We start from the raw sequence: 25,327 nt of genomic DNA, 5'->3' as shown, positions 1-25,327 counted from the left end.
GATGATATAGCGCAAAAAACCGTGCTTATTTATTACGACACAAACTGGCGTACTTCATCCAGTTTGGACAGGTGTTGGCATCATCGCAGCGCCATCTTACGCCACTTAAGTCATACTTTTCTTTTAAAAGGTAAGGCTTAGATTCTAGATTAATGATTTCGATATACTGGTAGTTTTCCCAGCGAATGAAGCAAGCATATGAACCTGGATTCACCGGGCGTATTCTTATTTCAATGCCATCGGGATTGGGGCGTGTGATCAAGCAGCTTGTTGCGCCGCACTTGTCAGCGTGCGCAGTTGAAGGCACATAAAAGAATGCAAAAAATGACAAGAAAACAATTAAACGCATATACGCGTAAATCGCAATATTATTTGCTGGCTCACAATGCTTCTCCTGCCTTAACCTAAATTATAGTCTTAATACAATTTTAGCGTGGTATTGGCAGTTTGCTTGCCCAATGAGAATATGTGGCAGCCTGAACCGCTATTATTAACCTATTGAAGTAACTTTTATGCCCGTGCAAACGCAAGGTGGTGAATGCGGTATACTTGGCCATATAAAATTAATTAATAGGTATCTTGATGGCATCTGCATCCGCGTTACACATTCTGGTTAAAACTGAAAAAGAAGCTTTTGCGATATTAGAGCAACTTAAGAAAGGGAAAGATTTTAGTACCTTAGCTAAGCGCCATTCTACGTGCCCTTCGGGAAAGCGAGGTGGTGATTTAGGTGAATTCCGCCGCGGCCAAATGGTAAAAGCGTTTGATGATGTGGTGTTTAAAAAAGAAGTGCTAAAGGTACATGGGCCAGTTAAAACCCGCTTTGGCTACCATTTAATAAAAACCCTATATAGAAACTAGTGGCATTGAAATTAGTGCTATCGTAGCTACTATCAACGCAACTACTATCAATATAGCTAGGGCACCCAACGCTCGCCGCAAACGCCATGTTTGGTATAAATGCGGTACGGGCTGTCAAAACTGTGAATATCTTCACGCAATGCTTTGCCGTGGTCTACTTCAATAAATGGGGTACTAGACGCTGTACCTTGGCTGTCTAATACGTAGTAGCGTGACGCGTACTCCGTTAATTGCATTTTATTTTTTTGATCCACATCGGTAAGGCGCACGCGCGTTACGGCTTTAAATCGAGTGTTGGGATTGGTGATTGAGAGCAGCTTTTTATAAAAATAGCCTTTATCAGCCTGATGCTGAGAAAACACATTAAGAATGTTAATTAATGCTTTTAGCCCAATGGCTTCGCGCTGCAGCATAAAATCATGTTGAGTAAAATTCGCGTTTTGCGCTACTTGGCCTGCGGTGTAGACTTGCTCTTCTTCTAAGCCTGTCAGGTAGTCTTGGCCTTCTTCATTGTAATTAATCAACGCCGCGGTATTCATGTTTATCATGTAATCGCTGATACCGGCAGGTAGCACTTCAAACAGCAAAACATCCGGGGTAACTACGCCACGCTCTTCTGGGGCCTGCGGGCCTTTGGGAACGCAACTATCAGAAATGAAATAGTAGTACTGCCCAGCATTCATTGCATGCGCAGAAGGCTGGAACATGGCTAGACTAACCAAAGTTCCTAAACAAAACAAAAAACACTTACTCATAACGCAAATCCGCAACAGCAAGGCATCACATGATTCGCATTATGCAACACCGTAAAATAATGTTGCTATTGTAACCTGTAAGAGTGCTCGGTCGATAGCGAACCTATTTTTATTTGGCACCTTTCTCTATTGCCTGTATTTCACTCCACAGGGTTTCCGACTCTTCTGTTATTTTAGCGTAGCTTTTCATATCGCCATTGCGTTGTGCCACCATGGCTTTCTCTAATAGAGCGTTATATTGCTTACGCATTTTTTTTGTAGGGTTGGAATTAAACATGCCGAACATAGTAGGTTCTCTTTATAAACGAATAGGCTTTTTACATACGCTGAGTGTAGCGTGATCACCTGACATGTTTTAAATATTTGTAATGGAAATTTATCTTCGCTGCCTATCAATACTAAATTCAATACTTGTTAATTCATAAAATTAATATTCTTGCCAAACCGCATTAATTCCCGCTATGCCAACCTTATATAAATTATAGTTATGACTCGTAGCAAAATAATACTAGTTGAGCATGTGCAAATACCGTAAGTTTCTTCGCTGAGTAATAAAAGTGACGATGATAAAGGCGACTTTTATGGCTTTTAAAAAAGTGTTTTAGCGTAAATGAGGGATGAAAACAGTTTTGATTTCCAAAAGGCATGTTAAGCATAAGTGAATAAAATGGCTTGTTCATCTATAAAGGATGTCATTCTCGTGGAGCCTGGACGTGAGGAGAAGCGTGTGAAAATCATAGTATTAAACGAATCAAAAATACCGATGCCACTATCCAATGTGGAGAAGCGCTGTGCAGTAACCCCATCAAGTGTTCAACGCTTGGTAAAAAAAGGGGCTGAGCTTCACATTGAAAGTGGGGCTGGTTTGTTATCGGGATATGCCGATAAAGAATATATAGATGTAGGTGGAATTATTATTGATGATGTGAATAGTGCATTATCAACAGCCGATATGCTTGTTAGCGTAAATAAACCGGCTGAATCTCAACTGTCGGTGATGAAAAAAGGGGCCATTGTGGTTGGCCATCTTGACCCTTTCTTTGAGCAACCGCTGGTTGAGTCAATAGCAAACAAAGGCTTAACGGCTATTTCAGTTGAAATGATCCCTCGCTCATCTCGAGCCCAAAAAATGGATGCGCTAAGTTCACAAGCGAGCCTTGCCGGTTATGTAATGGTAATGCAAGCCGCGAACTACTTACCTTCTATATTACCTATGATGATGACACCGTCGGGAACAATAAAGCCTGCCAAAGTGTTCATTATTGGTGCTGGTGTGGCTGGCTTGCAAGCTATTGCAACGGCGAAACGATTAGGGGCGAACGTACTTGCCTACGACACGCGCCCCGTTGTTGCTGAGCAAGTGGAATCTCTAGGCGGTAAGTTTCTTAAAATCGATATTGGCGAAACGGGGCAAACTAAAGATGGCTACGCCAAAGAGCTCACCGATGAACAAAAAGCGAAGCAGCAAGACGCACAGCGTGATGCTATTGCTGATTCAGACATTGTTATTACCACGGCACAGCTGTTTGGTCGCAAACCGCCAGTGCTAATTAGCAAAGAGACTTTGGCACTAATGAAGCCTGGTAGCGTGGTGGTCGATATGGCAGCCCAATCTGGCGGTAACGTTGAAGGTTCTGTGGCCGGTGAAGTAGCCCAAGTGAATGGTGTAACAGTGATAGGCACAGGTAACTGGAGCCAAGCGGTTGCCCGCGCAGCCACTGATATGTACGCGAATAATATTTATAACTTGGTCGATGAATTCTACGACACCGAAACCAACGCGTTTGGTTTAAATCTAGAAGACGATATTTTAAGTGGCTGTGTTATTGCTCATAACGGCGCAATTACCAACGACATGTTAACCAACGCCTACAAAGGAGCGTAATCATGGAGATTATCTATTTACTGTTTATTGTGCTGCTTGCTGGTTTTCTTGGGTTTGAGTTAATTCGCAAAGTACCTGCAACTTTACACACGCCATTAATGTCGGGCTCTAATGCTATTTCAGGTATTACGTTAGTGGGCGCATTGGCAGCGTCTGGTGGCGACAACGATGTGTTGACCACGGTATTAGGAACGGCGGCGGTAGCGCTTGCCAGCATTAACGTTGTGGGTGGTTACCTAGTAACCGATCGCATGCTAAGTATGTTCAAAAAGAAAGATAAAAAATAAGGAGTATGCAAGTGAATGATATCGAAACCATAATCAATCTTGCGTACGTTGTAGCCGCAGCGTTATTTATTTTAGGGCTAAAATTGCTTAGCCATCCAGATACAGCAAAACGAGGTAACTTTGTCTCTGCTGTAGGTATGTTGATTGCCGTAGTAGTGACCTTGCTCGACCAACAAATAATCACGTACCAATGGATTATTTTAGGTGTTGTTATTGGTGGTGCCTTTGGGGCGTGGAAAGCCAAATCGGTTGAAATGACAGCCATGCCAGAAATGGTCTCGTTGTTTAACGGATTTGGTGGAGCAGCCTCATTATTGCTGGGTTGGGCTACATTGTCTGGCATGAGCATGGTGGCACTTCAAACTGCTACTGCGTTTACGTACATTACCTTGTTCTTCACGATTTTAGTGGGGGGCGTAACTTTCTCTGGCTCCGTGGTAGCTTGGGGTAAGTTGTCAGGCAAAATGTCATCTAAAGCCGTGATTTTTACTGGTCTTCGCGAGCTTAGCGTACTGCATCTAATTGCGATGCTGGTGGTAGGGTACTTATTTACCACTGAACCTCAAAATACTCTATGGCTGTACTGCGCGATTGCACTGGCGCTAAGCTTCGGCCTGTGGGCAACCATCTCAATTGGTGGCGCCGATATGCCAGTGGTTATTGCCTTGTTGAATAGTTATTCAGGGGTAGCGGCTACGGCGGCAGGTTTGGCAACCGGCAACACTATTTTAATTGTTACTGGCCTACTGGTAGGTGCTTCAGGTCTTATTCTTACTAACATTATGTGTAAGGCGATGAACCGTTCACTAATGAATGTGTTGTTGTCTGGGTTTTCGAAGCCGGTGGAAGCGGGAGAAAAAATTGAAGGCGAAATTAAGATATTGTCTGCACAAGATGCATTTTATGTATTAGAAGCGGCGCAGTCGGTATTGGTAGTACCTGGTTATGGTATGGCAGTAGCACAAGCGCAGCACGCAGTACGCGAAATGCAGTCACTATTGGAAGAGAACGGATGCACGGTAGACTATGCCATTCACGCGGTAGCGGGGCGTATGCCGGGCCATATGAATGTACTGCTAGCAGAAGCCGATGTTCCATACGACCAACTGTATGAAATGGATGATGTTAACCCGCGTATGGAAAACTACGACGTGGTGATTGTTATTGGGGCTAACGATGTAGTGAACCCTGCCGCAAAAGAAATGAAAGGTAGCCCAATTTACGGCATGCCGGTTATTGAAGCGTATCGCGCTAAAACCGTATTTGTGCTTAAGCGCTCTGCTAATGCTGGTTTTGCAGGGGTAGATAACCCGCTCTTCTTTAAAGACAATACCCGTATGGTATTGGGCGATGCAAAAGAAACAATTAACAGCATCGTGAGAGAGTTTGGTGACGATTAAGGTATAAAATATCAGTGGCAGGTATAAAACTGCCTGCCACTTTTTCTATCTCAGTGAAAGTTCTTATACCTAAGTTTTTGTTTCTTTGTATTTTTATTATTTCCCATTAAATTCACCTATCAGCCTGCACCATTTTTTTCTGCTAAAAAGATGAGACATTTCTTGTACAACGACAATAATCACCTTTACCATTGCACATGCTACTTTTGTCGAGTTTTTTAAAGGGATTGCAGTTAGTCAGATGTCAAAACAGCATTATCACATTGAAGTGTTTCAAGATCTTATTTTGGTAACACTGCGCGGGCGCTGGGATATGAGCACTAATATTCAGTATCTAGCAGCACTAGGCGATACGCTCAACGCTAGGAGATGTCGAGCTTTTGATATCATAGTAGATATGCGTACATGGGAAGTGCCAGACTCTGTGGCTTTTGCTCGAATGAAAGCCCCTATTCAACTCGATAGGCGTAATCAAAGAAGCGAAGTGTGGCTTGAGGACGAGACAACAAATGTCGAACATATCGCCGCTAAGTTCTTTAATGAGCAAAATTTCAAATTAAAGCGTACCAAGAACACGGGTGCGTTCCTTAAAACTATAGACCCTATATTTGACGATGAAGCAAAAGCGCACATCATTGAGTGGGCTACACGCCACGATCTCGATGAGCAAATCTGTCGATAAACAAAATTAGTCGAGACAATCGATATTTTACGTAGCGCCACACTATACGTTGTCTATAATACCGCCCTATTTCGCATTAATTTCTGAACAGCAGCGTTCAGCATAGTTTTTAAAAGGTGACTACATTGTCAGATTGGAGCATTGAAGAAGCAGAGCGCGTCTATGGCGTGTCTCAATGGGGGGGCGGCTATTTTCAAGTTGGTGAAAATGGTAACGTGCATGTGACTCCAGTTCCTGATGATCCCAGTATTCGCATCGATTTTAAATCGGTTGTTGAAGAGATTCGAAAAGAAGGGGTTCAATTCCCTGTAGTGGTTCGTTTTCACGACATCTTACGTTCTCAGGTCGCTAGTCTGAACAAAGCCTTTCGCAGCTCTATTGAAGAAGCTGAGTATAAAGGACTTTACCAAGGCGTGTATCCGGTCAAAGTAAACCAGATGCGTGAAGTGGTAGAAGAAATTGTAGAGGCAGGTGCACCTTTTAACTATGGTTTAGAAGCGGGCTCAAAAGCCGAGCTACTTACCGTACTTGCCATGAACACCAACGAAGATTCTTTGACCATCCTTAACGGTTATAAAGACGACGAGTTTATGCGCCTAGCATTATTAGGTAGAAAGCTTGGTCGCAAAATAGTCGTTGTGGTTGAAAAGTACAGTGAATTACTACTGTTAGTAAAAGTGTCTAAAGAACTGAACATAGACCCTATCATCGGCGTACGCGCTAAAATGACGGTGAAAGGCCGTGGTAAATGGGAAAGCTCTGGCGGCGAACGCGCTAAGTTTGGCCTTACCATTACAGAAATCATTAAAACTGCCCGTTATCTTGAAGAACAAGGTATGTCTCATTGCCTTAAATTATTGCATTTCCACATTGGTAGTCAGCTTACCGATATTCGTGCAGTAAAAGAGGCTATGACCGAAGGCGCGCGTATTTATGCCGATTTGCACAAGATGGGCTTCCCACTAGATTATGTTGATGTAGGTGGCGGCTTAGGTATTGATTACGATGGTAGTAACTCTACTAACGAGTCTTCTCGTAACTACAGCATGCAAGAATACGTTGCCGATGTGGTTTACGGCATGAAAGAGATGTGCGACCTAGAAGGCGTACCGCATCCAAATTTAGTGAGTGAAAGTGGCCGAGCTATCACTGCACACCACAGTTGTGTAGTAACAGAGATAGTAGGCGAAATTAAGTCGAATGCGGCACAAATCGACACGTCTGAAAATGAGAACGAACACGTATTTTTGAAAAATATGCGTGAGTTGTCAGACGATTTCGAGAATCAAACCAATATGCACGAAGTGTATAACGATGCGTCGCAATATAAAGAACAAGCACTCGGTGCCTTTAAATTACGCGTATTGTCGTTGGAAGAATTGGCGAAAATTGAAACCCTTTACTGGGATATCATGGCGCGTTTGCAAGTATGGTATCGCAAAGAAGAATACGTACCTGAAGAACTGCAAGAGTTAGATTACAGCTTGTCTTCGCAATACTTGTGTAACTTCTCGGTATTTCAGTCGGCTGCGGATACATGGGCCATCGACCAACTGCTTCCCGTGGTGCCGCTTACGCGTATGAACGAAAAGCCTACGGTGAACTGCTCATTGGTTGATATTACCTGTGACAGTGACGGCAAAATTGATCAGTTTTCGATAGGCCGTGAAATTACTGATGTATTGCCAATGCACCCGCTTAAGAAAGATGAGCCTTATTATATCGGCTTGTTCTTAACTGGCGCATATCAAGATGTAATGGGTGACATGCACAACTTGTTTGGTCGCTTGAACGAAGTTCACATCTTTAGCTACGATGACGATCCAGAAGATTTTTACATTGAAGAAGTGGTGAAAGGCTCTTCAGTTGAAGATGTTCTCAACATTATGCAATACAACCCGCGGGCTATGGCGTCTGATGTGAAACGTCTTATCGACAGACAAGTGTCAGGTGGGAAAATTAATCCGAAAGAAGGTGTTCGCTGGACCGATTTTTACGAAAATTGCTTAAGCGGTTATACCTACTTAAAGCCGTAATTTTGGCGGGTTAACGTAAGAACAAACACCTAGTGGCGCTTAAAATTCGTACTCGTAATAGAAAACGGGTTTTAAGTGCCAGCCTATTCCTTAGCCTCAGCGTGTTTAAAATAACGCTTCCAAAACTCAGCCGTTGTGGAATTGATCATATTCGATTCGGCATTCATCAGCATCACATATCCGGTTTTATAATCGGGCGCAAACGCCACATCAGCACGATACCCTTTTACCCAGCCTCCATGGTAGTTAATGCGCTTGCCGTCAAAATCATAAACCCGCCAGCCTAGTCCGTAATGGGCGTCTTTTAGCATTTTGCGCCAACCTCTACGCCTAGTTTCGCGCTGGGTTTTAACCCGTGGTGTGGTGACTTCCTCAATCATGTCAGGTGAGATCACTGTAGGGAATTCGCCCAGCAACGCTTGCAAGTAAATGGTCATATCAGTAATGCTTGCGTTTACACCTGCAGCGGGTGAAAAACGGTAGTAGTTACTTTCAACTGCACCCTCACGCCATCTGTCTCTGGCAATAGCAATATGCGGGCGAGCCCAAGACCCAGAAGCAAGTAATCCGCCTTTTCCTACGCTAGCGGTATTCATGCCCAGTGGCGTAAAGAGCTGAGTTTGTATTTCCCGAGAATAAGACGAATAGTTGTTGGTAAGGTAATATTCGAGCGCACCAAAAAGTGCATTTTGGTAGGTGTAACACTCGCCAGGCACGCACAAGGGCTCGAGTTTACTCAATGAGGTTAACACCCGCTGCAGAGAATAATCAGCTTCAATTAAGTTGTCGTAGGCATTAGGCATAAAACCGCTAGATTGCCCCACAATATGCTGAAGCTGCAATGTTTCCATACCGTCCACATTGAAAGGAATATCAGGCAATAGGGTGGAAATGGGGGTGTCCCAACGCAAACGTTGTTGCTCAACAAGTTTGGCAGAGAGTAGTGCAGTGAAAGTTTTTGATACCGAAGCTAGGCGAAAGACCGTGTCTTCAGTAATGCGCTTTCCACCTTTATGCGTTCTGCCATAAACATACACTTGTGGCGCCTTGCCTTGCTCGTAATAAACAAAGGTATAGCCGGGCACATTATATTTTGCGGCCTCGCGCTGCACATAGTTGGCATAATCAGAAAGCCAATCGGCGCTTAAAGCGGGAAGTGTCACGAGAAGCGTGAAAAAGAATAGGCTAATTCTAATCAGGCGCGTTACTAAATTGCGCGTGGTTTGCAACATGAATTGGGCTCAGTAAGGGCGCACCCCAAAGGTGGCGGGCACTATTATTCTTACGCCATTATGCGTTCGCTAGTGGCGATTATCAACTCTACTGATATTTTACTGCCAGTTCCGATTTTGTCGCACCCTTGCAAGGGGAACAGGATACAATTCAATCTTAATAGCGAAGTGACAGTTTAAACCCGCACATCAATTAGAGCCATGGTATGAATACTGACATAAAAGATTCAGCGCACGTAGACAATGAGCACCGCGAAACTTACGCTAAAGCTAGGGTAAGTAGAGATGCCCGCTTTGATGGCCGTTTCTTTGTGGCGGTGAAAACCACGGGCATTTTCTGTCGGCCAATTTGCCCTGCGAAATTGCCAGATGAAAAGAACGTGGCTTACTATAACCACGCTGCTAAAGCCATGAGCGATGGCTTTCGTCCCTGTTTACGATGCAGGCCCGACAGTGCACCGTCTTCTTTTGCGTGGTTAGGGGTAGGCACAACGGTAACAAGAGCGCTAACGCTATTAAGTGATATACCCGTGCAGTCTATCTCCACCATTTCAAGCCGGTTGGGTATTAGTGAGCGTTACTTAAATAAACTCATGGTGTCGCATACGGGGTTGTCGCCCAAACAATATCAAGATTTACAAAGGGTGCTGTTTGCTAAGCAGCTACTACAGCAATCTACCATGAAGCTTACTGACATCGCGTTTAGCGCCGGATATGCTTCTACAAGGCAGCTTCAGCGAGCAGTGCAAACCTATTGCAAAAAAACGCCTACCGAATTACGAAGCAAACGCCATACTGCTTTGCCTGAAATATCTCTTAGGTTGCACTTCAGGCCACCTTACCACTGGCAGCAAGTACGTGAATTTCTTGCTTTGCGCGCTATTCGTGGCGTAGAAAAGGTGTCTGAAGATACCTACTGCCGTTATATCAGCGTAAAGGGTGAATTGGGGTTTATTAGCGCGACTTTTAACGAGAGCGCAAATGGCTTCGATGTAAAAATGCGTTTGCCAAATTTGGCTTACGTGTATAAAACGGTTGAACAAATCAAGCAGCTGCTCGATTTACATGCAGCCCCAGAGTTAATAGAAAAATCGCTATTAGCAGCGGGTTTGCCTGATAATCTTCTTACTAAAGGGTTGCGACTTCCTGGTACATGGACTGTGTTTGAAAGTGGGTGCAGAGCGATTGTTGGGCAGCAAGTCAGTGTGAAAGCCGCGATTAACCAAGCTGGGCTGCTTGCACAGCATTTAGGGGCGGTAGGCACTGAGGAACCCGTCGAGCAAAACCAACGTTATTGTTTTCCTGAACCCGAAGCGGTTGCCAATAGTGAGTTAACTTTTTTGCGTATGCCTAACGCCCGTAAGCTTGCACTTCGTGATTTTGCGGCGTTGTTTTGTAATGGTAACCAGCCTACTCATGATGAAATATTGTCAATCAAAGGGGTTGGTCAATGGACCTTAGATTACCTTAAGATGCGAGGTGAACGTAACCCTGATGTGTACTTGGCTGGCGACCTTATTGTAAGAAAAATGGCCGAGAAATATCCGGTGTTGCCGCAAAAGGCGGCGCCATGGCAAAGTTACTTAACACTACAGCTGTGGCAGTTGAGTAATGGTTAACGTGTTGTTAGGTATAAATCTATCAGTAGGAAGAAGTCATGACAGTATGCAAAAGCTATCTTGAGTCACCACAAGGGCTTATTGAAATAGCGGCGACTAGCAAAGGAATTAGTGCGATTGCCTTTGTAGATAGCGTTAACGTTGACGGTGACACTACCAGTAATGATTTCACTGAAGCGGCCAAAGCGCAGCTAGCGGCTTATTTTAATGGTAGCCTCACCCAGTTCGACTTACCTTTTGATGCCAAAGGCACTGCGTTTCAGCAAGGGGTATGGAAGGCACTATGTGATATACCGTATGGTGAAACCGCCAGTTATGCAGATATTGCCAATAAGCTAAATAATCCTAAAGCGGTTCGTGCAGTGGGCATGGCCAACGGGCGTAACCCTATAGCGATAGTGGTACCCTGTCACCGGGTTATTGGAAGCAATAAAACCTTAACGGGATATGCAGGTGGGCTTGAACGCAAGCAATACTTATTAAAATTAGAAGGAGCGCAAGGCGTATTATGGGCTTAAGAAATATTGCTGCACTGTTATTGTTAGCGTCTATTTGGGGCGGTTCATTTATCTTTATGCGGGTGGCGGCGCCTGAGTTTGGTATTTATGTATTGGTTGCCATTCGTACCGTACTGGCTACCAGTGTGTTACTGCCTATTTTGATGATGACCGGGGGCGTGAGCCAAATTTTCAAGCATTGGTTTCCCATTGCCCTGGTAGGGCTAGCGAATACGGCCGTGCCCTTCGTGTTGTTCAACTACAGTAGTTTGCATTTAGAGGCTGGGGTTAATGCCATTTTAAACGCTACTGCGCCAATGTTTGGCGCGCTGGTTGCGTGGCTATGGCTGGGCGATAAACTTACTCCTACTGCAATAGCAGGCTTAGCGCTCGGGTTTTTAGGAGTAACGGTCATTAGCCAGCAAAAGCTAGGGGAAGGTGATATTAGCTTTGTGCCTATTCTAACCGCTTTACTTGCTACTACCTGCTACGGCATTGCGGCCAGCATGATGAAACGATGGCTGCAAGGCGTGCGGCCTTTAGTGGTGGCGACAGGAAGCCAAGCGATGGCATCTATTATGTTAGCGCCGTTCGCGTTAAGTACATTACCAGCTACGATGCCAAGTGCTAATGCATGGCTAAATGCTGTAGCGCTGGCCATTCTAGGTACCGCTATTGCTTACATTCTGTATTTCAAATTGATTGCCAATGTGGGCCCAGCAAAAGCGATTTCTGTGGCTTACATGGTGCCGCTATTTGGCATTATTTGGGGTGTATTGTTTTTGCAAGAACACTTGTCGTTACAAACCATTATTGGTGGGGTAATGATATTAGCGGGTGTGGCACTCACCACTGGTGTGATAGGCATAATAAAACGTAGCAGGGCAGCTAAAACGGCATAAGCAATTTGTTTGCCCAGTTAACAAGAGCGTAAGCATCACCTCAGCGTATCAAATACAGCTTAATACAATTAAGTACAGCTAATACATGTGGTGATGCTAAGCGTTATATATTGAAATCTGTACGTTAAATTTTAAATCAAAATTTAGCAGCTTACCTATTCGATAAGCTGCATACGCACTAAATTGTGGCCATCTCTTTTCGCCTGATACAAGGCATCTTCTGCATGGGCAGTAACTTCATTCATGCTACGAGTGGTAGCAGTGAACGATACACCCAGAGAGGCGGTTAATTGAAGCTGCGGCGACTCACTTAGCGGCGTTAATGTGGCAATGCCATGACGTAAGTTTTGTGCAGTATCGAAGGCTTCATGCGGGCCTGTTTGAGGCAGCAACACAATAAACTCTTCACTGCTCCAGCGACCTAGCACATCTTGCTCACGTAAGTGATCAGAAAGATACGCCACAACCTTATCTAACACATCATCGCCCGCATTTCGGCCATGGGCATCAATAATGTGCCCAAAGTCGTCTACGCTGATTAAAATCACGCTAATAGAACGCTGTTCTTTTAATAACGATTGGTAGATAAGTTCTAAGTTAGTGCGGTCGGGCAAACGATTAGCATGACGCACAATTAAGTCGGGCTGCATGTCTCGTCTGAAATAATAAAGTAAATTATATATAAGCAAAAAGAGTGAGAAAACAACCACTAACAATGTTACAACACTGAAGATGAAGGCTTGCGATATTTCTGTTTGCCTATCTTCTAAAGGACTTAGTAAAAATACCGTCCATCCAAACTGGTTCAATTTAACTTCGGCAATCAGAAAGTCTTTTTGATTGATAGTGACCAACTTGTTATTAAGGGCTTGCTCGTCTTGCACCGTGATTGGAAGGCTAGCATACCAAGGCAGTTCTGAAAGGTTGGTAAAATCAGAATACGATGCGACAAGAGAAGGATCGGAAGACAGCATGATGTCCCCCTTTTCATCTACAAAAAGAAAGTCGTAGCCGTACTGCTCTTTGTAAGAATCGAAGACATTAATGAAACTGCGTAAGCTCTTTCCTACGCCAAAGAAGCCCAGAAACCGGCCATCTTCATCAAAAACTTTAAGGTCGATGTAAAAATGGGTGTCTTCCCATTTACCAATATCTGCTACTGCATCTTGTGGCCCGTCACGGTACTTAAAATACCAACTGACTTCGCCTTCAATTAAATCGATGGTGGTGCCATCGGAGTTAAATTGGCGTTTGGCATTTTCGCTGGCAATAAAAAAAGATAAACCGAATTCTCTTTCAAGTCGGTTCAGGGTTTTAAATATTGCGGCCTCGTCAACCTCATCACCTTCCATTAGGGTGACTAATTCAGTGGAATGCCCTAATGCTTCAGACGTATGAAGTGGCTTTAATAACTGCTCGACAATAAGAGACACCGCTGGCGATAGTGACTGTTGCTGCGCTCTGCTTTGCTCCGCTACAATTTTAGAAATACTAAAATGTACTAGGGTAACAATCGCTAAAACCACGACCGCAAACAGCACCAATATACTTCGGTGAAGTGTTCGAAAAGTATTCACTGACTACGCAAGCTCCTTTGCTGCTACTATCCAATTCAGTTGAAAGGTAAAGTATACCCGTTGATTTAATGAACTGCTAGGTTGTTCAACGTAGATCTAGACTTAAGAATAACCCTTAAAAAATCAATCGCTGACATATAATCACGGCTTAGATACACTAAGCGCAAAATTCGTCTTCTAGATTTACGTAAAGGAATAGCATGGCATTTTCAGTGGTAGTTTTAGCCGCGGGTAAAGGCACACGCATGAAGTCTTCGTTACCAAAAGTACTTCACAAAGTGGGCGGAGTGCCCATGGTGCAACGTATTATCAACACCGTTCAAGCCTTAGAGGCTGATAGTATCCATTTAGTTTATGGTCATGGAGGCGACAAGCTAAAGGCCACACTAACGGGCGAAAACTTAAACTGGTGTTTGCAAGAAGAGCAGTTAGGCACCGGTCATGCGGTGCAACAAGCCGCGCCTCACATTAATGATGATGAAGATGTGCTTGTGCTAGTTGGCGATGCCCCTCTTATACGTCAAGAAACCTTGGCTCAACTAAAAGCCGTAAAAGCCGAGTGTGATCTAGCCCTGCTAACCGTTGAATTAGACGACCCAACAGGTATGGGCCGAATTATTCGTCAAGACGACAACATTACCGCCATTGTTGAGCACAAAGATGCCACCGATGCGCAAAAGCAAATTTGTGAAATCAATACGGGCATGATGATGATGTCCGGAAGCGATTTAAAACGTTGGTTGGGTGCGTTAAGCAATAGCAACGCACAAGGTGAATATTACCTTACTGATGTCATTGAAATGGCAGCTAATGAAGGCAAGCGTATTCAATCAGCACAACCCCAAGAAGTGGTTGAGGTTGAAGGCGTAAATAACCGCATTCAATTAGCACATTTAGAACGCGCATTACAACTTCGCCAAGCGAACGAATTAATGACCAATGGCGTAGCATTGGCCGACCCTCTACGTTTCGACCTAAGAGGCACGCTAACCACAGGGCAGGACGTGACCATTGATATCAATGCGGTAGTAGAAGGTAACGTTATTTTAGGTAATAACGTGACGATTGGGCCAAACTGCGTTTTGAAAAATTGTGAAATTGCCGACAACGCGGTTATTGAAGCAAACTCTATTATCGAAGAAGCCATCGTAGGTGAAAGCTGCACGGTAGGGCCATTTGGACGCTTGCGCCCTGGCGCTGTTATGCACGCAAAATCTAAAGTGGGTAACTTCGTAGAAATGAAAAAAACCATACTAGGTGAAGGGGCTAAGGTGAATCACCTTACCTACCTAGGTGATGCAGAAGTAGGCGCTAATGCTAATATTGGTGCTGGCACTATTACTTGTAACTATGACGGCGTGAATAAATCTAAAACCGTTATAGGTCAGAATGCCTTCGTGGGCTCTAATTCTTCGTTAGTGGCTCCGGTAACTATTGGTGACAATGCCACGGTAGGTGCTGGCTCAGTGATTACCACCGAAGTAGAGAGTGCGGCATTAGCCGTAGCACGAGGCAAGCAGCGTAATATCGCGAACTGGCCCCGCCCGACTAAAAAATAGCGAGTATGTAATAGCTTTAGGGCTTTTTACCACTTTATGGAAGGACAACTAAGGTTGTCCTTTTTTTATGCCCGCTCGTTTCTACCTTCGTTCGCCTCTTTATTAAAATTGTGCAAAAAACTTGCGAAATAAAGTCGAATAGCTTACATTTCTTTCACTTTGTAAATCACAGCTTTCGTTTTGAAAGTTATGATTCAGAAATAGTCTAGAAATGGTGTAGAAAAAGCACTGTGCTTTTCGTCATGTCGGGGTTGAGTTTGAAAACGAGTCGTTCTGTAGATCAGCGCCGCGCTGGCATTATTAAATGGGTAAATACTCACGGCTACGCGCAAGTTGAATTTCTCGCGGCCCAGTTCAGCACATCTGAAGTGACCATCCGAAAAGATTTAGCCGCCTTGGCAGACCAAAAAAAGCTTATTCGCCAATTTGGCGGTGCCGCGCCATTGCCTGCTTCTCAAGGCGAAACCAATGTAGTGAATTTACCTTCATCGATAAAACAGAATATAGGTAAGCTTGCGGCTAGTCGCATTCAACAAGGCTCAAAAATAGTATTAGATTGCGGCAGTACTATCGCAGCGCTTTTACCTTGCCTTCGTGACATACCCAATCTGGTAGTGATGACCAATGCCTTAGATGCAGCGAGTCAGCTGACCAAAAGCAACAACGAACCCACTATTTTAATGACAGGTGGTACCTGGGACTCGGCATCTCGTTCATTCCAAGGTGCAATGGCCGAACAATTAGTATCGGCATATAGTTTTGATATGGCGTTTATTGGGGCGGCAGGTATTGATGTAAGTCGCGGAACGACTACCTTTAATGAATTAACAGGGCTTACTCGTGCCATGGCACGTGCTGCCCATGAGGTTGTGGTAATGGCAACGTCAAATAAACTTTCGAACAAAATGCCTAATTTAGAATTGGGCTGGGAAAATATCTCTACCCTTGTGACTGATAATGGCATTAGTGACGAGGATAAATATCTAATTGAACAACAAGGCGTAACGGTGCTGGTCGCTGCGCAAAACGGAGAGTAATTATGTGTGGAATTGTCGGTGCTGTTGGTGAGCGTAATGTTGTTGAAATTCTATTAGAAGGCTTAAAGCGACTTGAATATCGTGGTTACGACTCTTCAGGCGTGGCCTTGTTGCAACAAGATGGCACACTAAATCGCATAAGAAGTACCGGTAAGGTGCAAGAGCTCGTCGATATTATTGCTAACGATGAAGCGCTAGGGACTACTGGTATTGCGCATACTCGCTGGGCTACCCATGGCGGTGTTACTGTAGCCAATGCCCACCCACATTTCTCTAGCGACCGCGTTGCGGTAGTGCACAACGGTATTATTGAAAACTACCAAACCCTACGCGAACAGCTTTCAGCAAAAGGCTATGTATTTAGCAGCGACACAGACACCGAAACCATCGCCCACACGGTTCATGAAGCATTAGATGCCGGTAAAGATTTGTTAGAAGCGGTTCAAACCTCCGTTAAAACATTCCACGGCGCTTACGGTACTGTAGTTATCGACAAAGAAGATGTGGGTCGTATGGTTGTAGCGCGCTCTGGTAGCCCGTTAGTGATTGGTTTAGGGCTTGGCGAAAACTTTGTTGCATCTGACCAAATGGCTTTATTGCCAGTAACTCGCCGTTTCATCTTTTTAGAAGAGGGCGATGTTGCCGATATTACTCGCCGCACCATTGCTATTTATGACAAAGACGGTAATGCCGTTGAACGTGAAATTATTGAATCTAACGTTGAACACGACGCCGGCGATAAAGGCGCTTACCGCCATTATATGCTCAAAGAAATCCACGAGCAGCCGGTAGTTGTGCGCAATACACTAAAAGACAGACTAACCGAAAATGGATTAGCGGCAGATGTGTTTGGAAACGGTGCCGATGATATTTTTAGTAAAATTAAACATGTGCAAATTGTAGCCTGTGGTACCAGCTATCATTCAGGTATGACAGCACGCTACTGGTTAGAACAATACGCCAATGTGTCGTGCAATATCGAAATTGCCTCTGAGTTTCGTTACCGTAAATCGGTAGTGCACCCGAACAGCCTGCTTATTACTATTTCTCAGTCGGGCGAAACCGCTGATACCTTGGCGGCACTACGTTTAGCAAAAGAGCTTGGTTATACGGCCAGCTTAACCATTTGTAACGTACCGGGTTCTTCGTTGGTACGCGAATCTGACTTAGCGTTTATGACCCGTGCAGGCGCCGAAATTGGCGTGGCATCAACCAAAGCCTTCACTACCCAGTTAACTGCATTCTTAATGCTAACCCTAGCGTTAGGTGAGAAAAACGGTATGGCAGAGAGTGACACGCAAGATATTATTAGTGCACTTCAAAGCTTGCCAGCCAAGCTAGAGGAAACTCTTACCATTACTCAAGGTATTGAAGATTTAGCCGAAGAATTTGCCGATAAACAACACAGTTTATTCTTAGGCCGTGGCGATCAATACCCGATTGCGATGGAAGGCGCGCTTAAGCTAAAAGAGATTTCGTATATTCACGCAGAAGCCTATGCATCAGGTGAATTAAAGCATGGTCCACTGGCACTTATCGATGATGAAATGCCGGTTATTGTGGTTGCGCCTAATAACGAATTGCTAGAAAAGCTTAAATCGAATGTAGAAGAAGTACGCGCTCGTGGCGGCATTATGTATGTGTTCGCTGATAAAGACGCCGCGTTCAAAGGTGATGACACCATGCGTGTAATCAACGTACCGCACTGTGAAGCGCCTATTGCTCCTATCATCTATACCTTGCCGCTACAGTTGTTGTCGTACTACGTAGCGTTAATTAAAGGCACGGATGTGGACCAGCCTCGTAACTTGGCGAAGTCGGTTACTGTGGAGTAGTTCTCTATAAGCGGCTGAGGAGTCTCTTTTGTTGTACCATATTTTAGGTACCGTGAGCGCAGTCGCTTTTTTGCTGACGTGGTACGGGTTGGCAAAGCAAATCGCTAATATAGAGGCGCTTCGCAAAAGTCATCAGCCCGCTACCCAAAGCTTGTCGGTAAACCAGTTTGCCTCAAGCTTTTTTGCGTTTTATGCCAATTTTATTTTCGGTATTGCGATAGAGCCGCTTAGTCATTATCTCGTGTGGACTCGCTTTGGTGCGCTTCTTCTGATATTGGCAATCCTTTATCAGATTTGGCGAGACAGGCGGTCAATCTCAACGGGTTTTATAGTCAGTTTGTGTGCCGTTGCTTTGGTGATAGGGCTCTGTTCTATAGGCTTTCGTCCTTACCCTAATATTGCCAAGCTTGGAGCTAACAGCTTAATGTTGGCAGTAACCGTGCTATTAGTACAAGGCACGCTACACCAAATAATGGTGCTAAGGCGCAGTCGCATTATAGGCGCGCTATCGCCAACCTTATTTCGCAGTATTCTAATTAAAGATGTCACTACACTCGCGTTCGCGTTTACCATGCCGTTTGCCGTCGCTTGGCCCCTTATTTTACTTAATGGGGCCAGTGTAATGACACGTGGCGGCTTACTTATTCAAATGAGTAAAATCAAAAATAATGGGGCCGGAATTAGTTAAAAGGGCGAGCTAACCGGGCTTTTTAGCCAAGAAAATGGTGTGTTTACTTCCTTTACCCTTGCGTGCTCTGGCAATACGAGTACTCACTACGTAGCCTGCATTTTTTAAGCGAACGGAAAACAAGTAATCGGGCCCAGCAGACCATATGGCTAGCATGCCATTGGGTTTTAGCACTTGGTAGATATCTTCTAACCCTTCTATTGAATAAATCCAGTTATTGTCAGAATGGGTTAACCCTTCAGGGCCATTGTCTACATCCAATAATATGGCGTCGTAGGTGGGTGTTTTAGTATTTAAAAGGTGTTTTACATCACCTACTTTAACATTCGTTCTAGGGTCTTGAAGTGGGTTTTTAGCGCAGTTACCCAGTGGGCCTTTGTTCCATTCAACCACCTCAGGAATTAACTCAGCCACGGTGACTTGCGAACTAGGCGTCACTGCTTTTAGCGCCGCTGCAAGGGTGTATCCCATTCCTAAACCGCCTACCAAAACGTGCGCATTAGGTGTGGATTTAAGATGCTCACAGCCCATTTGAGACAGCTCTTTTTCTGAGTTGTATACACGGCTATTCATCAACTCGCCACGAATACCGGATAGGCGAATACTGAATTCTTCATCTCGCTGAGAAAACGTTAATTCACCACCATTATTTGGAATTTGAGCTGTACCTAATTTAACCCATGGAACCATGTGAAGGCTTTTCCTTTTGACCGCAATTTTTTGCTTGAACTGAATCTAGGCGCGCAGAATAGCACATTTGCCGAGCATTGATGGAGTTAGCGCCTTTAAAGGCGCAAAGTGAAAATTGAGTAAATAGGGGCAGTGTTTGTTAACCTTAAAAATACACTGACCCCATATTCTTTTTATCGCCTTTTATCGGCGATACATAGCGGGTTCACCCTTTTTAGGGGTGCTGTTTTTGATAAACTCACGTAAGTCTTGATTAGACTGTTTTAAATCGTCTCGTCGCAAGTACATCATATGCCCGCTTCTATAGCCTTTAAAGCTTAAACGGTCTTGCATAATGCCGCTTTGATCAAGCTGCCACATAGTATATTTAGCATCAAAATAGTTGGTGGCGCCGTCGTAATAACCTGCTTGAATCATCACATTTAGGTATGGGTTTTGTGCCATGGCAAGACGTAGGTTTTCGCCAGATTTATTGCCACTTCTGTCCCACGGGTGAACATCGCCAAACATATTGTATTTGGTGTCAGTTTTGTAATTTAACTCTTCTCGCAAGTAGTAATTAATGGCGGGAGTAAACGAATGTAGCCACGACGTTAGTTCGGCCCAGTAATCGGGTCTATCACCCGCTTGCTTAGCATCTATACCCAAATAGCGGCTATCTAAGCGGCCGAGTGTTTTACCTTCATCACGAAGTAACGATTTCCAAAAATAAGCGGTAGTTACATCAAGGTTGTTTTGTGAAATCGCATCTTTCGATAACCCTGAATAACGTGCCATTTTTGCAAGCACATCGCGTTTTTCCTCAGCACCAATAAAGCCACCTTTCGCCAGCGCTGGAATAAGTGTGTTGATGGTGAAATCTTCTACTTCAGGAAGCAGTTCGGTTAAGTCTTTATTTTGGAGTTCAGGGTCTAACTTTTTGTGATACCAGGCGGTTGCAGCGAAATACGGTAGGCGATTCGCGGCTTTTACTGGGCCATTGCGTTCAATACCGATATCGGTAGGTGATACTAATATTACGCCATTTAAATACATCCATTGGCGGTTTTGTAATTCAAGGGCTAAACCCGAAACCCGCGTCGTACCATAGCTTTCACCAATGAGGTATTTAGGCGAACGCCAGCGGTTATGGCGAGTAACAAAGGTATTTACCCAATCTGCAAGATAGCTGATATCAGCGTTGACGCCAAAAAACATGCTCTTCTGTGCGTCCTTTGAAGGCATTTCACCTTCTTCATTCTTAAGTACACGACTGTACCCAGTATTAACGGGGTTAACAAACACGATGTCTGCCACATCCAATATTGAATATGGGTTGGTCTGCACGCCATAAGGCTGTACGGGGTAGCCTTCATCATCAATATTTAAAATTCGAGGGCCAGTATACGCCACGTGCATCCATACTGATGCTGAACCCGGGCCGCCGTTAAAAGAGATGACAAGCGGGCGAGACCCATTGTCTTTTATATCGGTGCGCTGATAGTAGGTGTAAAACAAGGTAGCGACCGCGTCATCCTTACTATTCCACACCGGTTGCGTGCCTGTTGTAGCGCTGTATTTCACGCGCTTACCTAATATTTTAGTTTCATGCTCGGTTACTACACTACTATCGATATCGATAGTGCGTTTATGTGTTTCTTCTGCTGCATTAGCGGTAATAGCGAACAATGCCACTAAAACAAACCACATAGCTTTGCTTTTGATTATTGAATTTATTGAGTTCATCGCGTTTTCTTGTCGTTGTTATTCATTTAATAAATGCCACATACCTCACTATACCTTGCCGCAGAGGTATAGTGATATTTGCACGATAAAATAGCCAATATTTCCGACTTATGCCTGTGTGCCTTCCAGCTGAATAGAAAGTGATGGCATAAGCGAGTGTAGCTAGGAAATGCGCGAAATCCCAAATGCTCGTGCTACGAAAAAAAGCAATTAAATACATCAGTAAAATAAGAATGGCAGTGCTTACACTGCCATTCTAAGCGTCAAATTTTAACGACTTCCTTTAGAAATACCCCCTCACACCAAGCGCAAAGCTGCGGCCAGGTCTTGGAGCTATATCTTTTAAGAATGAAGTATGTACTCTGGCTTCGGTATCGGTCAGGTTTGTGCCTTTCAAATACACTAAAATATCTTGATTAAGTACATCTAAGTCGTATGACACGCTGGCATCTACTAGGGTATAGCCATCGGTTGCGGTTTCACCTTCACTAATACGGTCTTGCTCTTCGTAACGTGTAATATCTAGGTGAGCACTTAATCGTTCAGTTTGGTAACTAAACTGCGTACCAACTCGAAGCGGTGGAGTGCGAGGTAAGTCGCCTCCATCTTGCAAACGTGCTCTCACGTAGTCGGCAAATACTGTGGTTTTGAATTCATCTGTAGTTTGCCAAGCAACTTGTGCTTCAAAACCATGTAATATCACATCATCAGTTTTGAAAATATAGACTGGCAGTTCATCAGTGTGCTCGTCGTGATCATCACCCTCTTCTTCGCCATGGTCGTGTCCGCTTTCAGCAAAAAGGCCGGTATTGGTTTGGTAGTAATAGTTGTCGATTTGGTTATAAAACGCATTTAATACAAACCCTAAGTTACCTTCGGTTTTACGTAAGGTAAGGTCGATATTATTCGCAGTTTCAAGTTCAATACTGCCTTCACCAAGCTCGATATGCGCTTCGCCTTCCTCTTCATGAAGGGCAAATAAAGCCCCAACTTCATAAGTACTGGTGCCAATATGGGGGCCAAATGAAAGTAGCTCAGAGGCTGATGGTGCGCGTTCTGAACGAGATACTGAAATTCCCACGTTGTAACCTGGTGCGAAGTCCCATACCAAACCCGCCGAGATGCTTAATGCAGTAAATGATTCATCGATAGGGAATACTAAGGTGTCTTCATGCTCGTCCTCATGCTCGTCGTCGTGGCCCTCATCTTCATGATCATCATCGTGTTCTTCATCATGATCATGGGTATCTAAAGAAGGTAATAAAACGTTATCCGCTTCCAACGATACATGTTCTATACGGGCACCGAGTTGAATGAGTACATCATCAAAGCGCTTTTCTTCCATGATAGCCATCGCAATGGTTTCAGTCACCGAAGGGGGAGTAAAGGCTTCTTCTCCTTGGGCTGATGCATCGCTGTTTTTATAATGAAAGCTCAACGCGCCATTCCAGTCATTTATAGGAGCGTGTAAAACATCGAGTTTTAACTCATGGGTTTCATTTTCAAACAAGGTGCCTGCTTCACCTTCTTCAATTTCAGCGTGTTCGTAGTCGGTAAATCCGCCACGTAGCTGAATTTGTTTTACCCAACTGCCTGCAATATTGTATTCACCTTGAAGTTGAACACGGGTTTGCTCAAGGTCGGCAAAAACAGATTCATCCTCATGATGCGTTTCATCAAGTTCTTCCTCGTGGTCGTCATCATGCTCTTCTTCGCCATGGGTATGGCCAGGAATGCCGTATTCACGATTAAATTGCTCAACTGAAAGCCCTACATAGCCTTTATCGAACAAATAACTGGTGCCAACGGTAAAGCCATTCGACGCTTCGTTACTGTTCTCTACAACTCTTGACTGCTCTTCATCATGCTCTTCTTCGCCATGATCGTCGTGCTCTACTTCAGGTGAAACAGGAACATCATAGTCGTTAGATTCGCGCCAATAGCCATCAGCATAAAAGGCGAAAGACTCATTCCCTGTGGTTACATTGAAAGAGCCAAGCTGTTGATCATCAACCGAGTTGGTTTCAAGTAACCATTCGCCTCGCGTTGTACTATCAGTTGGTATGCGACCATCTACTACATTCACAACACCGCCAACCGCGCCGCTACCGTAGAACAAGGTTGCAGGGCCACGAAGTACTTCGATTTGCTGAGCCGTTGAAGCCTCTGATGCCACCGAATGATCAGGGCCTACTCGTGAAACATCACTCACGTCCAAGCCATTTTGCGCAATAAGTACTCTAGGGCCACTTAATCCACGAATAACCGGTGTACTGGCTACTTTTGCGTGGAAGCTAGTGTGTACACCGGCCACTTTTTCTAAACTATCGCCTAGGGTGGATGTTTGTTGGCGACGAAGAGTATCGCCCGCTAACACACTCACTGGTGATGCAGACTCCATCACTGACAAATGAATGGGCGTAGCAAGTACGTCCACCACTTCAATTGGAGAACGATTTAACGTAAGTGAAAGTTGCAGCGGCTCGCCTTCAGCCAGCGTAATATCTTGATGAAGATGCGCAAAGTTCGGTGCTGAAATATGCAACTCGGCTTTGCCGTTGCTAACGTCACGAAGCGAGAACTTACCTTCGCTGTTGGTTACCGTACGTTGGTTTGTTCCTTCTACTTCTACCTTTGCACCTACTACGGCTCTTCCATTTTTATTCAGCACAGTGCCCTCTATATTCTGTGCTAAAGCGCTGGTCGACAATAATGCGCTTACTAATGCTGCTACCTTGGTAACCCTAACCATTCTTAACCCCAAAACTAAGTTATAATTTTAATCCTATTTATTGTTATGTTATAATGTATCAAAATGCAATCAAAGAAAATGAAGAATTAGTTCAAGATCGAGAAGCGTCCAAATTTAAAGTACAACCACTTACTCGTTGTGATCAACGTTTCCCGAAAAGGCGCTTAAGTGTATACACTCCACTTCGGTAAACAATAAAGTCGCTCACCATTGAAAAAATTTATAAAAAGGTAGATTCATGAAAAAGCCCTGTTTAGCAGTCTCTTTACTCTTTTTTTCTAGTGTAGGATTTGCCGTAAATGCACAGCAGCATGTGCACGGGCAAGGCGAGCTTTTAGTTTCTCAAGAGGGCAGCATGCTTCACCTTCAGCTTGTATTACCTGCCGCAGATGCTCTGGGTTTTGAACACGAGCCTGAAACGACCGAGCAACTAAATAATCAAAATTTGCTTGCCGAAAGGTTCACCTTAAATACCAACGTGATTGATGTAGAGGGTAAGTGCGAGTTAGTGGGTGTTGAGCACACATTAGAAGCGCATGAAGACCATCATAAAAGCGACCATGAAGATGCTCACGAAGCGCACTCGGGTGATCACGACGAGGCGCACAAGAACGAGCATGCTTTGCACCAGGAACATGACGAGGATGAAGGGCACGAAGAAGAAAATCATCAAAATATTGAAGTTGAATATCAATTTCACTGTGATGATGCGGTGTCTGGCATTACCGTTACCCTATTTGAATTGATGCCATCGCTAAGTGCTATCCAAGCTCAGTGGATCACTGAACGTGGACAAGGTCTTTCTGAGTTATCTGCCGGTCAGCCAACGTTACGCTGGTAAGCTAAAAATCTGGTAGGTTAAAAATAAGGAACCATACTGAATGAATTTTCAAAAAATAAGCGATAAAGCTGCCATAGCACTGTCTATGCTATGCGTGGTGCACTGCTTATTATTTCCTGTTTTATTACTTCTTCTCCCGCCGCTAGCGGGCATATTAGCTTTAGATGACGAGTTGTTTCATAAAACGTTGCTGTTCTTCGTAGTGCCCATCAGTGTTATTGCACTCATGATGGGCTACCTTTACCACCGAAATCACACCATGCTTTTGGTGGGTGGTGTGGGGCTATCATTGCTTATTTTAGCCGCAGTGTTAGGGCACGATGTGTTGGGCGAATACGGTGAAGTGGTGTTAACGGTAATAGGGTCTAGCTTTATTGCATTTAGCCATATTCGAAACCTAAGACTACGGCGCCAAACAGATAATGAAACCGATTACCCGCACATCATTACACATAAATAACGGCGTC

At 44.3% G+C, this 25,327-nt stretch carries 23 protein-coding genes; 15 read left to right on the top strand and 8 right to left on the bottom strand.

What is annotated here, in order from left to right; all coding sequences use genetic code 11:
• Nucleotides 1–25 precede the first annotated feature (25 nt).
• Nucleotides 26–349 carry a hypothetical protein gene (locus tag ALT761_RS20840; RefSeq protein ID WP_129740401.1) on the bottom strand — a complete coding sequence of 108 codons (324 nt, stop codon included), beginning with the start codon at nt 347–349 and terminating at the stop codon, nt 26–28.
• Between the two features lie 233 nt (nt 350–582).
• Here ALT761_RS20840 and ppiC point away from each other — a divergent pair, with 233 nt between their 5' ends.
• Nucleotides 583–861 carry a peptidylprolyl isomerase PpiC gene (gene ppiC / locus ALT761_RS19280; RefSeq protein ID WP_129740400.1) on the top strand — a complete coding sequence of 93 codons (279 nt, stop codon included), beginning with the start codon at nt 583–585 and terminating at the stop codon, nt 859–861.
• A gap of 56 nt (nt 862–917) precedes the next feature.
• On the opposite strand, the gene ALT761_RS19275 is transcribed toward ppiC, so the two are convergent.
• On the bottom strand, nt 918–1,616 hold the full coding sequence (locus tag ALT761_RS19275; protein ID WP_129740399.1) for a hypothetical protein: 699 nt from the start codon (nt 1,614–1,616) through the stop codon (nt 918–920).
• Nucleotides 1,617–1,725: 109 nt separating this feature from the next.
• Nucleotides 1,726–1,902, bottom strand: coding sequence for a DUF6435 family protein (locus ALT761_RS19270; RefSeq protein WP_129740398.1), 177 nt, complete (start codon nt 1,900–1,902; stop codon nt 1,726–1,728).
• Between the two features lie 441 nt (nt 1,903–2,343).
• Between ALT761_RS19270 and ALT761_RS19265 the strand changes: the two genes are divergently transcribed.
• The 5 genes from ALT761_RS19265 to speA all read left to right on the top strand — a co-directional run bounded on the left by ALT761_RS19265 (nt 2,344) and on the right by speA (nt 7,906).
• Entirely contained in the window at nt 2,344–3,501 is a 1,158-nt protein-coding gene (locus ALT761_RS19265; protein WP_129740397.1) for an NAD(P) transhydrogenase subunit alpha, read from the top strand.
• A gap of 2 nt (nt 3,502–3,503) precedes the next feature.
• Nucleotides 3,504–3,788 carry an NAD(P) transhydrogenase subunit alpha gene (locus tag ALT761_RS19260; RefSeq protein WP_129740396.1) on the top strand — a complete coding sequence of 95 codons (285 nt, stop codon included), beginning with the start codon at nt 3,504–3,506 and terminating at the stop codon, nt 3,786–3,788.
• A gap of 11 nt (nt 3,789–3,799) precedes the next feature.
• Entirely contained in the window at nt 3,800–5,188 is a 1,389-nt protein-coding gene (locus ALT761_RS19255) for an NAD(P)(+) transhydrogenase (Re/Si-specific) subunit beta (protein WP_013786517.1), read from the top strand.
• Nucleotides 5,189–5,429: 241 nt separating this feature from the next.
• On the top strand, nt 5,430–5,870 hold the full coding sequence (locus tag ALT761_RS19250; protein WP_129740395.1) for an arginine decarboxylase: 441 nt from the start codon (nt 5,430–5,432) through the stop codon (nt 5,868–5,870).
• Between the two features lie 125 nt (nt 5,871–5,995).
• Nucleotides 5,996–7,906 carry a biosynthetic arginine decarboxylase gene (speA, locus tag ALT761_RS19245; protein ID WP_013786515.1) on the top strand — a complete coding sequence of 637 codons (1,911 nt, stop codon included), beginning with the start codon at nt 5,996–5,998 and terminating at the stop codon, nt 7,904–7,906.
• An 83-nt stretch (nt 7,907–7,989) separates the two neighbouring features.
• Here the strand turns inward: speA and ALT761_RS19240 are convergent, their stop codons facing one another.
• The gene (locus tag ALT761_RS19240) at nt 7,990–9,138 is read right to left on the bottom strand and encodes a serine hydrolase domain-containing protein (RefSeq protein ID WP_129740394.1); all 1,149 of its coding nucleotides are present in this window, start codon (nt 9,136–9,138) and stop codon (nt 7,990–7,992) included.
• A 206-nt stretch (nt 9,139–9,344) separates the two neighbouring features.
• Here ALT761_RS19240 and ALT761_RS19235 point away from each other — a divergent pair, with 206 nt between their 5' ends.
• Genes ALT761_RS19235 through ALT761_RS19225 form a run of 3 tightly spaced genes read left to right on the top strand, consistent with a single transcriptional unit; the run spans nt 9,345 to nt 12,156 of the window.
• Nucleotides 9,345–10,757, top strand: coding sequence for a DNA-3-methyladenine glycosylase 2 family protein (locus ALT761_RS19235; RefSeq protein WP_129740393.1), 1,413 nt, complete (start codon nt 9,345–9,347; stop codon nt 10,755–10,757).
• Nucleotides 10,758–10,795: 38 nt separating this feature from the next.
• Entirely contained in the window at nt 10,796–11,275 is a 480-nt protein-coding gene (locus tag ALT761_RS19230; RefSeq protein ID WP_129740392.1) for a methylated-DNA--[protein]-cysteine S-methyltransferase, read from the top strand.
• Complete coding sequence (locus ALT761_RS19225) at nt 11,266–12,156, top strand: DMT family transporter (protein ID WP_129740391.1); 891 nt, start codon at nt 11,266–11,268, stop codon at nt 12,154–12,156. Before ALT761_RS19230 ends, ALT761_RS19225 begins: the two co-directional genes overlap by 10 nt.
• Nucleotides 12,157–12,311: 155 nt before the next feature.
• Here the strand turns inward: ALT761_RS19225 and ALT761_RS19220 are convergent, their stop codons facing one another.
• Nucleotides 12,312–13,733: a sensor domain-containing diguanylate cyclase gene (locus ALT761_RS19220; protein WP_129740390.1), complete on the bottom strand. Its 1,422-nt coding sequence runs from the start codon at nt 13,731–13,733 to the stop codon at nt 12,312–12,314.
• Between the two features lie 200 nt (nt 13,734–13,933).
• Here ALT761_RS19220 and glmU point away from each other — a divergent pair, with 200 nt between their 5' ends.
• From glmU to ALT761_RS19200, 4 genes are all read left to right on the top strand, one after another.
• Complete coding sequence (glmU, locus tag ALT761_RS19215; RefSeq protein WP_129740389.1) at nt 13,934–15,292, top strand: bifunctional UDP-N-acetylglucosamine diphosphorylase/glucosamine-1-phosphate N-acetyltransferase GlmU; 1,359 nt, start codon at nt 13,934–13,936, stop codon at nt 15,290–15,292.
• Nucleotides 15,293–15,549: 257 nt separating this feature from the next.
• The gene (locus ALT761_RS19210; protein ID WP_129740388.1) at nt 15,550–16,329 is read left to right on the top strand and encodes a DeoR/GlpR family DNA-binding transcription regulator; all 780 of its coding nucleotides are present in this window, start codon (nt 15,550–15,552) and stop codon (nt 16,327–16,329) included.
• A 2-nt stretch (nt 16,330–16,331) separates the two neighbouring features.
• Entirely contained in the window at nt 16,332–18,164 is a 1,833-nt protein-coding gene (gene glmS / locus ALT761_RS19205) for a glutamine--fructose-6-phosphate transaminase (isomerizing) (RefSeq protein WP_129740387.1), read from the top strand.
• 28 nt (nt 18,165–18,192) lie between these two features.
• The gene (locus ALT761_RS19200; RefSeq protein WP_129740386.1) at nt 18,193–18,852 is read left to right on the top strand and encodes a hypothetical protein; all 660 of its coding nucleotides are present in this window, start codon (nt 18,193–18,195) and stop codon (nt 18,850–18,852) included.
• A gap of 9 nt (nt 18,853–18,861) precedes the next feature.
• On the opposite strand, the gene ALT761_RS19195 is transcribed toward ALT761_RS19200, so the two are convergent.
• The 3 genes from ALT761_RS19195 to ALT761_RS19185 all read right to left on the bottom strand — a co-directional run bounded on the left by ALT761_RS19195 (nt 18,862) and on the right by ALT761_RS19185 (nt 24,019).
• Entirely contained in the window at nt 18,862–19,542 is a 681-nt protein-coding gene (locus tag ALT761_RS19195) for a spermidine synthase (RefSeq protein WP_129740385.1), read from the bottom strand.
• A 183-nt stretch (nt 19,543–19,725) separates the two neighbouring features.
• Entirely contained in the window at nt 19,726–21,231 is a 1,506-nt protein-coding gene (locus ALT761_RS19190) for a S10 family peptidase (protein WP_232043501.1), read from the bottom strand.
• A 319-nt stretch (nt 21,232–21,550) separates the two neighbouring features.
• On the bottom strand, nt 21,551–24,019 hold the full coding sequence (locus tag ALT761_RS19185; protein WP_129740383.1) for a TonB-dependent receptor: 2,469 nt from the start codon (nt 24,017–24,019) through the stop codon (nt 21,551–21,553).
• Nucleotides 24,020–24,257: 238 nt separating this feature from the next.
• On the opposite strand from ALT761_RS19185, the gene ALT761_RS19180 reads away from it, so the two are divergent.
• Together ALT761_RS19180 and ALT761_RS19175 are read left to right on the top strand one after the other, a co-directional pair.
• Complete coding sequence (locus tag ALT761_RS19180; protein ID WP_129740382.1) at nt 24,258–24,860, top strand: ZrgA family zinc uptake protein; 603 nt, start codon at nt 24,258–24,260, stop codon at nt 24,858–24,860.
• A 40-nt stretch (nt 24,861–24,900) separates the two neighbouring features.
• The gene (locus tag ALT761_RS19175) at nt 24,901–25,320 is read left to right on the top strand and encodes a MerC domain-containing protein (RefSeq protein WP_126874006.1); all 420 of its coding nucleotides are present in this window, start codon (nt 24,901–24,903) and stop codon (nt 25,318–25,320) included.
• Nucleotides 25,321–25,327: the final 7 nt, after the last annotated feature.

The organism is Alteromonas sp. 76-1, assembly GCF_900654235.1.
Lineage (GTDB): Bacteria > Pseudomonadota > Gammaproteobacteria > Enterobacterales > Alteromonadaceae > Alteromonas > Alteromonas naphthalenivorans.
The sequence above is the reverse complement of the archived record's forward strand: the minus strand, read 5'-3'. Positions and strand labels throughout refer to the sequence as shown.